This window comes from Propionibacterium acidifaciens (assembly GCF_003798325.1).
GTDB classification, from domain to species: domain Bacteria; phylum Actinomycetota; class Actinomycetes; order Propionibacteriales; family Propionibacteriaceae; genus Propionibacterium; species Propionibacterium acidifaciens.
Window position 1 is genome coordinate 1,883,987 of sequence record NZ_CP033719.1, and the last position, 13,643, is coordinate 1,897,629.

Consider the following 13,643-nt stretch of genomic DNA (forward strand, 5'->3'; position numbering starts at 1 on the left):
CGGAGTCCGTCACCGATCCCACGAAAGAGCACCATGCCGCAGACCACATCGTCGCAGGCCACATCCGCGTCCTCCCCGGCGGCCGCGTCGGGGCGGGCCCCCGGCGGTCGGCTGCGCCGCGTCCTCCTCCTCGTCCCGTGCGGGCTGGCCATGCTCATGGGGGTGGACGCCGCGCTCGCCCTGCTGGGCCTGCCCGCCCCACTGAGCGGCGATCGCCTCACGAGCGGGCACGGCATGCTCATGGTGATCGGCTTCGTCGGGGCCCTGATCGCCCTCGAGCGCTCGGCTGCGATCGGGCGCTGGTGGGCCCACGCCGCACCCGTGTGCATGGCCCTCGGCCCGCTGCTCACCCTCGTGGGGCCGCTGCCGGTGCGCGCCGGCAGGGCCGTCATGGTCGCCGGCTGCCTCGTCCTGTGCGTCGACTACGTCGTGCTGTGGAGCCGCAACCGGGAGCCGCTCGTCGCCGTCCAGATCGGCGGCGGCATCTCGGCGCTGTGCGGGACGATCGTCTGGCTCGGCGGCGCGGCGGTCCCGAGCCTCGTCCCCTTCCTCATCCCGTTCCTCGTGCTCACGGTCATCGCCGAGCGCCTCGACCTGTCGCGCATCGGCCAACTGGCCTGGACCCCGGGCAGGCGGCGCCGCCACGAGGACTCGCTGGTGCTCCTGTCCGCCCTGTCCGTGCTGGCCGGGCCCGCGGCGATGGCCCGACCCACGATCGGGCTGCCGGCCCACGGCCTCGTCCTCATCGCGCTGGCGGCGCAGTCGGCCTCCGGCGACGTCGCCCGCCGAGGCGTCCGCGCGGCCGGCCCCCACCGCTTCACGGCGCTGATGATCCTGGCCGGCTACGGCTGGCTCGTCGTCACGGGCCTCCTGCTGCTCCGGCCCGCCCTGTCGGGCCTGCACTACGACGCGACGCTGCACGCCGTCTTCCTCGGCTTCGTCCTGTCGATGATCGCCGCCCACGCCTTGACGATCCTGCCCACGCTGCTCGGCGTGCGGATGCGCTTCGTCGCCGGTTTCTGGGGCGTCGGCCTGGTGCTGCACCTGAGCCTGCTCGTGCGCATCGCCGCCGACCTGGCCGGCTCCGAGCACTGGCGCCAGGTGGGCGGCCTGGGCAACATCGCAGCCCTGCTCGGTCTCGTCGCCGTGGCCGTCTGGTCGTCCGTGGTCCGGGACGCCGCCGAGGCCGAGCGGCCCCCGTCCGCGCGGGGCGGCCCCGGCCCGGTCGGCGGGGGAGCCCCCGACAACCCGCCCGCCATGACGATCCCGAGGACCGACGCATGAACATCGAGAGCACGGAGCCGGCCGGCCGTCGGAACGCAGACTCCGGGAACGTCCGCGGGAAGCCCCGCGGGCTGGCCTCGAGGCGGGTGTGGCACCGCATGTCGGCCGTCCTCGTCTGCCTCTGGGCGCTCGTCGCCCTCGCCGGGACGATCGGGCGGCGCTGGCGTCCCGACCTCGGCTGGATCGGGCTGCACGCCGCTGCGCTCGGCGTCGCCACCAATGCGGTCGTCGTGTGGAGCGACTACTTCACCGTCGCCCTCATGCGCAGCCCGTCCACTCGCCGCGCCCCGCAGATCGCGATCCTCTCGGCGCTCAACGTCGGCGTCCTCGCCCTCATGGGCGGCATCGAGGCGGGCGTCGGACCGCTGCAGGCCGTCGGCGCGCTGCTGTGCGTCCTGGCGGTCATCGGCCACGTCGTCAACCTGGGCGTGCGCTCGGCGGGGGCCCTGGCCACGCGCCTGGGGAGGACCGTGCTGGCCCACTACGTCGTCTGCGGCTGCTGGTTCGTCGTCTGCGGAGTACTCGGCTTCCTGATGACCTCCGCCGGCGGCAGCCATCTCGGCGTCCTCCTGCTCCCGCACATCGCCGCCGGCGTCCTCGGCTGGCTCGGGTTGGCCGTCGTGGGCACGCTGCTCACCCTGTGGCCGACGATGCTGCGCACCCGCATGGTGCCCGGCGCCGAGGCCGACGCCCGCCGCACCCTGCCCCTGCTCTGCCTCGCCGTCGCCGCGACCGGCCTGGGCGGGGCCGCCGCGCAGGGCTGGATCTCGGCGCTCGGCCTGTTCGGCTACACCGCCTGCGTCGGCGTGACGATCCACGCCATGTGGGCGGCCTCGAGGGTGAAGCGCCCGGTCAGCCATGCCGCGCGCTCGGTCATCTGCGGCATGGCCTGGCTCGTCGGGACGCTCGTCGTGGCCGCCGTCCTCATGGCCGCCAGCGCCGACCGCCGACGGATGCTGACGGTCCTGCCGCGCCTGGCCTGGCCCCTCCTGGGCGGCTTCGCGGCGCAGCTCATCGTCGGCTCCCTGTCGTACCTGCTGCCGGTCATCATCGGCGGGGGCCCGGGCCTCGTGCGCCGCCGCAACGCCGTCATGGACACCCTCGGCGACGCCCGCCTGGTCAGTTCGAACGTCGCCGGTCTCGCCCTGCTGGCCCCGCTGCCGCCCGCCGCCCGCGCCGCGGCGCTGGCCGTTCTGGCGGCCAACGTCCTGTTCTTCTTCGCGATGGTCGCCCGCTGCGGCACGGTCGGGGAGCCCCTGCCGCCCGCCACGGACGGCACGATGGCCGAGCGCGGCCGCCGCCTCACCTGGATCCTCGGCGCGGGCGTCGTGGCGCTGGCCATGTCGGTCGCCGCCGCCGTCTCGCCCCCGACGGCGGCCGGTCGTCCCGGAGGCGGCGCTGCGGCGGGGTCCGACGTCTCGAACGCCCCCGTCCAGCGGGTCTCGGTCACCGGCGCGGACATGCGGTTCACGCCCGACAGGATCTCGGTCGCCGCGGGCACGCGCCTGATCGTCACCGTGACGAACACCGACACCGGGGGTCAGGTGCACGACCTGACCCTCGGCAGCGGGGTGAGCAGCGGGCTCCTCCCGCCCGGCGCGACCGCCGAGGTGGACGCCGGGGTCATCACCGCCTCCCAGGAGGCCTGGTGCTCGGTGGCGGGGCACCGCCAGATGGGCATGGTCCTGCGGATCGTCGTGGACGGCGCCGCCGCGCCCGCCGGCCAGGACCCGTCCGGCTCGTCCCCGGGCGACCACGCCGTGCTCGACCCGGACGCGACGATGAGCGTCGGGGCCCGCGACGCCGCGTTGCCCCCGGTCCCGAGCGGAACCGTCCACGACGTCCACCTGGAGGTCACGGAGCAGGTCGTCGAGGTCGCCCCCGGCGTGCGCCAGCTGCGCTCCATGTACAACGGCCGGGCCCCGGGGCCGATCCTGCACGGGCGCCTCGGCGACACCTTCGTCGTGACGCTCACCAACTCCGGGTCGATGGGCCACTCCATCGACTTCCACGCCGGCGACATCTCCCCTGACGACCCGATGCGCACGATCCCGCCGGGTCAGAGCCTCACGTACACCTTCACGGCGAGGCGCTCGGGCATCTGGCTCTACCACTGCTCGACCGCGCCCATGTCGTTGCACCTGGCCAACGGCATGTTCGGGGCGGTCGTCATCGACCCCGAGGGCCTGCCCGCGGTGGACGAGGAGTACGTCCTGCTCGAGTCGGAGTCCTGGTTCGGCGCTCAGGGCGCCGGCGAGGACGCCGACCGGCTGGGCGTCACCGCCCCCGACGCCGTCATGTTCAACGGTTACGCCTTCCAGTACGACGACCACCCGCTCACCGCCAGGGCGGGCGACCGCGTGCGCTTCTGGGTGCTCGACGCGGGCCCTGACGAGCAGCTCGACTTCCACGTCGTCGGCGCCCAGTTCGACACGGTGTGGAAGGAGGGCGCCTACACGCTCGAGTGCGGCCGCCAGCCGTCCCCGGAGGCGGACCCCTCGTGCGACAGCCCCGGGACGGGCGGCTCGCAGGCGCTCTCGCTGGGGGCGGCCGAGGGCGGCTTCGTCGAGCTCGTCGCCGGCGAGCCGGGGCACTACAGCTTCGTCAACCACTCGTTCTCCTACGCCGAGAAGGGCGCCCACGGCGTCCTCGAGGTGACCGCGGGGTAGCCGCGCCGGGCGGCAGGCGCCTGCTCGTCCCCCCTCGTACGGGCCGCGGTGCGGGCGGCGCCGGCCCCGGGCGCTCGTCGCGGGCCTGCCGGAGGCGGGGCCCGAATCGTCGGCGGGGGCTAATACCCTGGTTCCCGTGAGCGATCCAGCAGAGGACATCGAGCCCGTCGACGCCGTCGATGACGGTTTCTTCGTGCAGACCGGCCCGAGTCTCTTCGGCGACGACGAGCCGCCCGCGCCCGCCGCGCCCGTCGAGCCGGCGGCCGGCGCCGAGGCCGGCCCCGACGAGGAGGGCGAGCCCGCCGACGAGAGCTTCGACCCCGACGACCCCTCCCTCGGGGAGCCCGACGACGGGCAGGAGCCGGACGCGGCCGTCGACGAGGGCCCCGACGCCGAGATCACCGCCCCCTCCTTCGCCCCGGCCCCCGACCCGGAGGCCGCCATCGAGGCCCGCGTCGAGCAGGAGGCGTCGGACGCCCAGCTCGCCCTCTACCGCCGCTACCGCCCCGACACCTTCGACCAGGTGATCGGCCAGGAGCACGTCACCGAGCCGCTCATGCGCGCCATCGCCAACGGCAGGGTCAGCCACGCCTATCTGTTCAGCGGCCCGCGCGGCTGCGGCAAGACCACGAGCGCCCGCATCCTGGCCCGCTGCCTCAACTGCGAGGAGGGGCCCACGCCGGCGCCCTGCGGTCGCTGCCGCAGCTGCCGCGACCTCGCCACCGGGGGCCCGGGCAGCATCGACGTCATCGAGATCGACGCCGCCTCGCACGGCGGTGTCGACGACGCCCGCGACCTGCGCGAGGGCGTCTACTTCGCGCCCGTCCACTCGCGCTACAAGATCTACATCATCGACGAGGCCCACATGGTCACCCCGGCGGGCTTCAACGCCCTGCTCAAGGTCGTCGAGGAGCCCCCGGCGCACGTGAAGTTCATCTTCGCCACCACCGAGCCCGACAAGGTCATCGGCACGATCCGCTCGCGCACCCACCACTACCCGTTCCGGCTGGTGCCGCCGAAGGTGCTCACCGGCTACCTCCAGCGCATCTGCGACGAGGAGCACGTTCGGGTCGAGGCGGGCGTGCTGCCGCTCGTCGTGCGGGCCGGGGCCGGTTCGGTGCGCGACTCGCTGTCGGTGCTCGACCAGCTGCTCGGCTCGGCCGGCGAGGACGGCGTCGGCTACCGGCAGGCCGCCGCCCTGCTCGGCTACACGCCCGACGCCCTGCTCGACGAGATGATCGACGCCTTCGCGGCCGGCGACGGCAGGGGCGTCTTCGGCGCGATCGACAGGGTCATCGAGGTAGGCCAGGACCCCCGTCGCTTCGCCGAGGACCTTCTCACCCGGCTGCGCGACCTCGTCATCATCGCCCAGGTGCCCGATGCCCTCAGCTCGGGGCTCCTCGACGTCGCCCCCGACCTGGCCGACCGTCTCGCCCAGCAGGCGGCGCGCTTCGGTGCCGGCGAGCTGACCCGCGGCGCCCAGGTCATCGCGGAGGGCCTCACCCGGATGCGCGGCACCACGGCCCCCCGCCTCTACCTGGAGCTCATGTGCGCGCGGGTGCTCGTGCCCGGCGCCGACGCCGCGGAGAACGGCACCGCCGCCCGCCTCGACCGTCTGGAGCGCCGCCTCGGAGTCGTCGGCGCGGCCCCCGCACCGGCCCCGGCCGACGGCCCCGTCGTCCCGCCGGGCGCATCCGCTCCGCCGGGCGCTCCGTCCGCGGAGGACGAGCGGCTCGCCGGCCGGCCCCCGCGCCCCTCGCCCGCCCCCGCCCCCGTGCAGGACGCGCCCTCGGCGCCGGGCACGGCCCCCGCGGCCCGGCGTCCGGCCGGCGCTCCGGCGGCCCCCTCCGTCGGGCGGCTCCCCGACCGCGGGGCCCCCGGTTCCCGCCCCGGGGTTCCCGCCGCCCAGCGTCCGGCGGGGCGGCCCCCCGCGGACGCACCGGCGCCGGAGCGCCCGTCCCGGTCCGACCGGTCGCAGGACCATCAGGATCCCGGCGCCGCGGCCGGCGCCGCGGCGGCGCAGGTCACGACGGCCCAGCTGCGCCAGATGTGGCCGCAGGTCCTCGAGGCGGTCAAGAACCGCCGCCGCTTCGCCTGGATGACACTCGGCCCCAACGCCCAGGTGCTCGACGTCACCTCCGGCCGCCTCACCCTGGCCTTCAACAACCCCGGTGCCCGTGAGTCCTTCGTCTCGCACGGCGGCTCCGAGGTGCTCCACGCGGCGCTCATCGATGTCATCGGCGCGGCCCTCGAGATCGACACCGTCATCGAGGGGCGGGCCGCCGTCGACGACCTCACGCGGCGGGGCGGCCCCTCGGGAGGCGGCGGTCCGAACCCTTCTGAGCGGGCGTCTGCTCAGGCCCGGCAGACGCCCGCCGATCCCGCGGGGGCCGCGAGCGGTGCCGAGCCGGGCCGTGACCCGTGGGCCGAGCCCGATCCCGCCGCCGTCCCGGACGCCCCCGCCGGGGGCCCGAGCGGGGCCGCCGCGCCCCCCGGGCCGTCCCCGTCCCCGCCGCCCGCACCGGTGCACCACGTCCTCGAGCCGCCCGCCGGGCCCGAGGATGCGCACGACCCCGACGCTGACGTGAGCATGGACGACGCCCCCGTCGAGGAGTCCGACGGCTCGGCCGCCCAGCTGCTCATCGACGAGCTGGGGGCCGAGCTCATCGAGGAGATCCCGAACGAGCCCGCCTTCTGATCGGGGCGCCCGCGCGGGCACGGGGCCCGTCTCCGCGGGCTGCGTACCATGGACTGAGCGCCGGTCGGCCCACCGTCGGCCCCGGTCGTCCCGGCACGAAAGGCGGATGATGTTCCCCGAGGGTATGGATGTGAACGCCCTGCTGGAGCAGGCCCAGCAGGTGCAGGCCCGGCTCCAGGAGGCACAGCGCGACCTGGCGGCCACGAGCTTCACCGGCACCGCCGGCGGCGAGCTCGTCGAGGCCACCGTCAGGGGCAGCGGGGAGCTGACGGGCCTCGCCATCAGCCCCGAGGCCATCGACCCGTCCGATCCCGAGAGCCTGGCCGATCTCGTCCTGGCCGCCGTGCGCGACGCCACGGCGAAGGCCTCGGCCGCCGCTCAGCAGGTCATGCCCGGCCTCGGGCAGCTGGGTCTGTGACGTGTACGACGGACCTGTCCAGGACCTCATCGACGAGCTGGGGCGGCTGCCCGGCGTGGGCCCCAAGAGCGCCCAGCGCATCGCCTTCTGGCTGCTGGAGCAGCCGCAGGCCGACATCGAGCGGCTCGCCACCGTGCTCATGACGGTCAAGGAGCACACCCGCACGTGCTCGGTGTGCTTCAACGTCACCGACGAGCAGACCTGCCGCATCTGCCGCGATCCGCGCCGCGACAGGTCGCTCATCTGCGTGGTCGAGGAGTCGAAGGACGTCGTCGCCATCGAGCGAACCCGCGAGTTCCACGGCCTCTACCACGTGCTCGGGGGCTCGATCAGCCCCATCGACGGCCGCGGCCCCGGCGATCTGCGCATCGCCGAGCTGGTGCGCCGCCTGTCCGACCCGGCGGTCGAGGAGGTCATCCTCGCCACCAACCCGAACCTCGAGGGCGAGGCCACCGCCACCTACATCTCGCGCCTGCTCGCCGACACCCCGGGCATCCGGGTCAGCAAGCTGGCCTCCGGCCTGCCGGTGGGCGGCGACCTCGAGTACGCCGACGACGTGACCCTCGGCCGGGCCTTCAACGGCCGGCGCTACGTGGGGGACGAGTAGGGGTCTCAGCGGGGCGCCTTCGAGCCCGACGGGGACCCGGAGGACTTCTGGTCCGACGCACCCTTGTTCCCGCTTCCGTTGTCGGAGGGCTTCGGCTGGTTCGTGGAGTCCCCGCCGCTCGGCGACGGGGTGGGGGTGGGGGGCACCTCGCAGGGGACGGTCACATTGCGCTCGGCGCTCCCGTCCTGCTTGACGATCAGGGTGCAGACCGGCGTCGTGCCGCCGGGCTGGACCGGGCTGGGTGTCGGCGAGCCGTTCGCACCCGGGCTCTGGAGGTAGTCCCTGTACCTCCCGCAGTCGATCGGGGAGACGCTGTCACGGCCATCTTCGGGGCTGCGCGTGACCGATCCCCCCTCCTGCGGGGAGGGGCCGCCGTTCCGCCACTCCTTCTTCAGTGTGCAGGTCTGATCCGGAGTGGCGGGCGAGCCTGGCGCCGCCGAGCTGGGACTCGTCGAGGACGGCTCCGGGCTCACGGACGGGGACGTCGTCTGCCCCGGATCGGCGGGCTGGTCCTGGTGGGTGAACTGGTCGATCACCCACTGGGGGATCGAGGCCAGCGTGTCGATGATCCGCTCGACGATGTTCTTCTCCGGTTCGGGCCCGGTGGTCTGCTCGGGTGCGGACTGCACCTCGACCGGCTGCTGGGGGGCCGGGCTCTGCTCGAGGACGGGGGCGGACGAGGGCTCCTGCGAGGACGGGGACTGCGGGGAGCTCGGCGAACCCGACGGGGTCGAGGTGATCGTCACGACCGGGGTGGTGGTGGGCAGCTCGGAGTCGTTGTTGGACGTGACGATGCCGATGCCCACGCCGGCGGCCGCGATGGTGACCGCGGAGACGGCCGCGGCGACCTTCATGTGCGCGACGCGGCGCGCGCGCACCGCGAAACCGATCGCCTGATCAGCCAGGGAGGCGCTCAGGGCGGTGGCTTCGGGGGGCGTGGCCGCGAGGTCGCGCAGTTCGTCGCTGATACCCACAGAATGTCCTAACCTGTGGCCAGCCTGCGGGGCGAGGGCCCCTCCGGCCGGTCGTCATCGGGAGTGTTCGTCATCGCTCGGGCCGGGGGCTCGCCCTGCGCGGAACCGGCGTCTCCGGGCCGCTCCGGTGGCGCCTCGGCGCCGCGGTCCGGAGGCGAGAGGGAGGGGTCCCCGCGGTAGACCCTGCCCTTCGAGCCGGGCTCGTCGCCCTGCACCCAGGTGAGGCCGATCTGGGCCGCCGAGCCGACGGGCGAGCTCTCGGCCGCCGTCTCGGCGGCCGAGCTCCTGCGCGAGCGCTCGTCGAGGTGACGGCGGATCTCCACGACGGAGCCGGGCCGCCTGCGCCGCGACACCTTGAGCGGGATGAGGCCGTGCCGCTCGCGGGCGTCGGGCTCGTAGCCCTCGTCGGTCTCGCCCTCGGAGGGCATGACGACGGTGGGGGCGGCGCCCTCGCCCGACGGTTCGGCGTAGGAGCTGCCCAGCGCGCTGAAGGAGGCCAGGGCGACGCGCACCTCGCCGGTCGTGCACCCCAGGTCGCTCGCGACCTTCTGGCTGCTGCAGTCGTCGAGGACGGCGTGCACGGCGATGGCCCGGTCGGCGGGGGGAAGAGCGGCCAGACGGCGGGCGATGAAGGCCTCGCCGCTCTGCTCGCCCGCGTTCGAGGCGGGGGCCTCCTCGTAGCCCTTCTTGGCGGTGTCCTCGAGGAAGATGCGGTAGACGCGGAGCCTGACCCACTCGGCGCACTCGGCGTCGCTCGTGCGGCGCTTGTACTGCTTCAGCAGGGAGCTGGCGGTGCGATTGAGCAGGTCCTCCGCCCTCTCGCGGTCGTGGCAGAGGAGGAAGGCGGTGCGGTAGAGCGCCGGGGTGTGCTCCGCGACGAACTCGCGGTAGCCCTCTGGCACTGCCATGCACAGACTCCGAATCGCTCATGCGGGCACGGCGGTCCCGCTGTGGAGGTGAACCCCCTCAGCTTATCAATCGAGCACGAAAATTCATATCATGCCTAGTCAAAAAATCAATCTTGTTCACAGGATGGGTCCGGAGCGGCGCAGGGGGCGCTCCGTGGGCGTGTCCCGGGGCGGGGACCAGCGACGGGCCCCGGGCGCCTGCGTCGAGCGCTCGCGCGGGGCCCTCGATCGGGCCCCGAGCGCCTGTTCCGTGCCGGGGCGACGTCGGCCTCTGCGGCATGCGCCCCTCAGTGCGCCGGGACGTCCGCCATGCGGCAGGACCCTCGGGTTCTGGACGCATGTGCTGTGCCGCCTCGGGCGCGCCGGAACCGGCCCCGGGCGTCTCGATCCCGACAGGACCGGGATGCGCTCCTCGTGCGCGCCGGAACGCCGCGAACGGCCGGTCCGCGGCGGCCGGGTGGGGCTCTGCGCGGACTCGTCTACAATGTTCCGGGTCGCAGGCGTCGAGGGAGCCATCACTCCGGAGCCGCCGGAAGAACGGCAGGGGAGCCTGCTCACTAGAACCGGCAGCGGCGAGCAAGCGAGAGGGGGCGCCCCCGGGGCGCCCCAAGAAGGGTGGTACCGTGGGCCGCCCCCGGCGTCCTGACGCCGGGATCCCGTCCCTTCGCAGCGTCGGAGGCGTCAACAGCGAAGAGGAACGATGACATCGAGCGAGTCCGGGCACGAATCCACCACCGCCGGCTACCGGGCGGTTCCGGCCCAGATCGACCTTCCGGCGATGGACCACGGAATCATCGCCTTCTGGGAGGCCGACGGCACCTTCGGGAAGAGCTGGCGGGCCACCCGGAACGGGCCGCGCTGGAACTTCTTCGAGGGCCCGCCCACCGCCAACGGCCAGCCCGGAACCCACCACATCGAGGCCCGTGTCTTCAAGGACCTCTTCCCCCGCTTCAAGACGATGCAGGGCTTCTGCGTCGACCGCAAGGCCGGCTGGGACTGCCACGGCCTGCCCGTCGAACTGGCCGTCGAGAAGGAGCTCGGCATCGACCACAAGAGCCAGATCGAGGACTACGGCATCGGGCGCTTCAACGAGAGGTGCCGCGCCTCGGTCACCGAGCACGTCGACGAGTTCGCCGAGCTGACCCGCCGCATGGGCTACTGGGTGGCCATGGACGACGCCTACTGGACGATGGCGCCCGAGTACGTCGACTCCGAGTGGTGGGCCCTCCAGCGGATCTTCGACGAGGGCCTGCTCGTCCAGGACCACCGCGTCACGCCCTACTGCCCCCGCGACGAGACGGCCCTGTCCGACCACGAGGTCTCGCAGGGCTACAAGGACGTCACCGAGCCGTCGATCTACGTCACCTTCCCGCTGACCAGCGGCCCGTGGGCCGCCCGCGGCGCCCGGCTGCTCGTGTGGACGACGACGCCCTGGACGCTCGTCTCGAACACGGCCGTCGCCGTGCACCCCGAGGTCGACTACGTGCTCGCCACCGACGGCTCCCAGGAGCTCGTCGTGGCCGCCCCGCTGTTCGACGCCGTGCTGGGCGACGTCGACGAGGACGGCAACCGCCTCTGGCGCGTCCTCGAGACCGTCACCGGCGCCGACATGGCCGGCTGGGACTACGAGCGCCCCTACGACATCGTGCCCTTCGACCGGCGCGCCAACTTCATCGTGCTCGCCGACTACGTCACCACCGAGGACGGCTCCGGCCTGGTGCACCAGGCCCCGGCCTTCGGCGCCGACGACATGGCCGTGGGGCGCGCCAACGACCTGCCGATCATCAACCCGATCCGCCCGGACGGCACCTTCGAGGAGGGGCTGGCCCTCGTCGGAGGCCTGTTCTTCAAGGACGCCGATCCGGTGGTGCTGTCCGACCTGGCCGAGCGGGGCATCCTCTTCCGCTCGGACATGCACACCCACTCGTACCCGCACTGCTGGCGCTGCGGCACCCCGCTCATCTACTACGCGCAGCCTAGCTGGTACATCCGCACGACCCGGCGCAGGGAGGAGCTCCTCGCCCAGAACGAGGAGACCACCTGGTACCCGGAGTCCATCAAGTGGGGCCGCTACGGGGACTGGCTGCGCAACAACATCGACTGGGCGCTGTCGCGTACCCGCTACTGGGGCACGCCGCTGCCGATCTGGCGCAACGACGAGGACCCCTCGAGGCTGCGCTGCGTCGGCTCGCGCGCCGAGCTCGCCCGACTGGCCGGCAGGCCCGAGCTGGCCGACATGGATCCGCACCGTCCGTTCGTCGACGACGTGACCTTCGCCCTGCCCGGGGAGCCCGGCACCTACCGCCGCGTCCCCGAGGTCATCGACGCCTGGTTCGACTCGGGCTCGATGTCCTTCGCCCAGTGGGGCTATCCGTGGGTCCCCGGCTCGAAGGAGCGCTTCGAGGAGCACTTCCCGGCCGACTTCATCTGCGAGGCCATCGACCAGACCCGCGGCTGGTTCTACACGATGATGACGGTGCCGACCCTCGTCTTCGGCCGGTCCAGCTACAAGAACGTGCTCTGCCTGGGCCACATCCTCGCCGAGGACGGCCGCAAGATGAGCAAGCACTTCAACAACATCCTCCTGCCGGTCCCGCTCATGGACCGGCACGGGGCCGACGCGGTCCGCTGGTTCATGGCCGCGGCGGGCTCTCCGTGGTCGGCCCGCCGCGTCGGGGACACGACGCTGCAGGAGGTCGTCCGGAAGGTCATGCTGACTTACTGGAACACGGTCGCCTTCCAGAGCCTGTACGCCCGCGCCAACGGCTGGGCGCCCGTCGGACGGGCCCCCGAGCCGGCCGGTCGCCATGTCCTCGACCGGTGGCTGACCAGTGCCACCAACAAGCTCGTCGTCGACGCCACGGCGGCGCTGGAGGACTTCGACTCCCAGCGCTACGGCACGCTCGTCCAGGCCTTCATCGACGAGCTGTCGAACTGGTACGTGCGCCGCTCCCGTCGCCGCTTCTGGGACGGCGACCCGGGCGCCCTGTGGACGCTGCACGAGACCCTCGCCACGCTCACGAGGCTCATGGCGCCGCTGGCGCCCTTCATCACCGAGAGGGTCTGGCAGGACCTCTTCCGCCCGACCGTCCCCGGCGCCCCCGAGTCGGTTCACCTGACCAGCTGGCCGCAGGCCGACACGGCCCTCATCGACGCGGGGCTGGACGAGGCCATGGGTCTCGCCCGCCGTCTCGTCGAGGTCGGCCGCGCCGCCCGTGCCGAGGCCGGGGTGCGGACCCGCCAGCCGCTGGGCAGGGCGCTCGTGAGCTCCGCCGCCCTGGCGAAGCTGCCCGCCGAGCTCGTCGCGGAGATCACCGCCGAGCTGAACGTCGAGCGCCTCGACTCGTTCGGCTCGGCCGGCGACGTCGTCGTCCACAGCGCCAAGGCCAACTTCCGGGCGCTCGGCAGGCGGTACGGCAAGCAGACGCCCGTCGTCGCCGGGGCCATCGCCGCCGCCGACGCCGCCGCCCTGGCGGCCGGGCTGGCCGACGGATCCGTGACGCTGGACGTCGAGGGCGTCGGGGCCGTCGAGCTGGGCCCCGACGACGTCTTCATCACCGAGCGCCCCCGCGAGGGCTGGTCGGTGGCCGACGTCCAGGGCGACACCATCGCCCTGGACCTGACGCTCACCCCCGAGCTCGTCAGCGCCGGGCGGGCCCGCGAGGTCATCCGCTTCGTGCAGGACTCCCGCAAGGCCGCCGGGCTCGACGTCTCGGACCGCATCGACCTGGCCTGGGCCAGCGACGACGCCGATCTGGTCGAGGCCATCGAGACCCATGCCGGGCTCATCGCCTCCGAGGTGCTCGCCACGAGCATGCACCGGGCCGAGCCAGCCGACGACTGGCGTGCCGAGGACGACCTGGGCCTGCGGGTGAGGGTCGGCAGGGCCTGAGGCGCGGCGCGCCCGTCGGGTCCTCGAGCGGATGCGCGGCCGAGCGGGCCCCACTCCCCCCTCTTTCGTTCCCATCCCCCCTTTCCGTTCCCACATCGGACATATCTGGGGTGTTGGCCGGAGAATGGGGTGGGAGCGGATTCGGAGAGCGGCCGGGATGGCGGCGGCGATGGGTTGGCGGCCGGGATGGTCA

At 73.7% G+C, this 13,643-nt stretch carries 8 protein-coding genes; 6 read left to right on the top strand and 2 right to left on the bottom strand.

The annotated features are described in order from the left end of the window. Positions 1–33: 33 nt before the first annotated feature. From EGX94_RS07940 to recR, 5 genes are all read left to right on the top strand, one after another. Complete coding sequence (locus tag EGX94_RS07940) at positions 34–1,284, top strand: hypothetical protein (protein ID WP_021797035.1); 1,251 nt, start codon at positions 34–36, stop codon at positions 1,282–1,284. Next, on the top strand, positions 1,281–3,953 hold the full coding sequence (locus tag EGX94_RS07945) for a multicopper oxidase domain-containing protein (protein ID WP_021797038.1): 2,673 nt from the start codon (positions 1,281–1,283) through the stop codon (positions 3,951–3,953). Before EGX94_RS07940 ends, EGX94_RS07945 begins: the two co-directional genes overlap by 4 nt. Positions 3,954–4,089: 136 nt before the next feature. After that, positions 4,090–6,651, top strand: coding sequence for a DNA polymerase III subunit gamma and tau (locus tag EGX94_RS07950; RefSeq protein ID WP_043150458.1), 2,562 nt, complete (start codon positions 4,090–4,092; stop codon positions 6,649–6,651). A 109-nt stretch (positions 6,652–6,760) separates the two neighbouring features. Then, positions 6,761–7,069, top strand: coding sequence for a YbaB/EbfC family nucleoid-associated protein (locus EGX94_RS07955; RefSeq protein ID WP_123826457.1), 309 nt, complete (start codon positions 6,761–6,763; stop codon positions 7,067–7,069). Between the two features lies 1 nt (position 7,070). Then, positions 7,071–7,676 (top strand): recombination mediator RecR, encoded by a 606-nt coding sequence (gene recR / locus EGX94_RS07960; RefSeq protein ID WP_021797924.1) that lies wholly within the window; start codon positions 7,071–7,073, stop codon positions 7,674–7,676. Positions 7,677–7,681: 5 nt separating this feature from the next. Here recR and EGX94_RS13435 read toward each other — a convergent pair whose 3' ends face one another. Then, entirely contained in the window at positions 7,682–8,650 is a 969-nt protein-coding gene (locus tag EGX94_RS13435) for a hypothetical protein (RefSeq protein WP_021797929.1), read from the bottom strand. 8 nt (positions 8,651–8,658) lie between these two features. Beyond that, entirely contained in the window at positions 8,659–9,558 is a 900-nt protein-coding gene (locus EGX94_RS07970) for an RNA polymerase sigma factor (protein ID WP_021797926.1), read from the bottom strand. A gap of 700 nt (positions 9,559–10,258) precedes the next feature. On the opposite strand from EGX94_RS07970, the gene ileS reads away from it, so the two are divergent. Continuing rightward, positions 10,259–13,450 carry an isoleucine--tRNA ligase gene (ileS, locus tag EGX94_RS07975; RefSeq protein WP_021797928.1) on the top strand — a complete coding sequence of 1,064 codons (3,192 nt, stop codon included), beginning with the start codon at positions 10,259–10,261 and terminating at the stop codon, positions 13,448–13,450. Positions 13,451–13,643 lie beyond the last annotated feature (193 nt).

Bases quoted from the DNA above. Each gene is read 5' to 3' on its own strand.
- EGX94_RS07940 (WP_021797035.1), top strand. From the start codon at position 34: ATGCCGCAGACCACATCGTCGCAGGCCACATCCGCGTCCTCCCCGGCG.
- EGX94_RS07945 (WP_021797038.1), top strand. From the start codon at position 1,281: ATGAACATCGAGAGCACGGAGCCGGCCGGCCGTCGGAACGCAGACTCC.
- EGX94_RS07955 (WP_123826457.1), top strand. From the start codon at position 6,761: ATGTTCCCCGAGGGTATGGATGTGAACGCCCTGCTGGAGCAGGCCCAG.
- EGX94_RS07970 (WP_021797926.1), bottom strand. From the start codon at position 9,558: ATGGCAGTGCCAGAGGGCTACCGCGAGTTCGTCGCGGAGCACACCCCG.
- ileS (WP_021797928.1), top strand. From the start codon at position 10,259: ATGACATCGAGCGAGTCCGGGCACGAATCCACCACCGCCGGCTACCGG.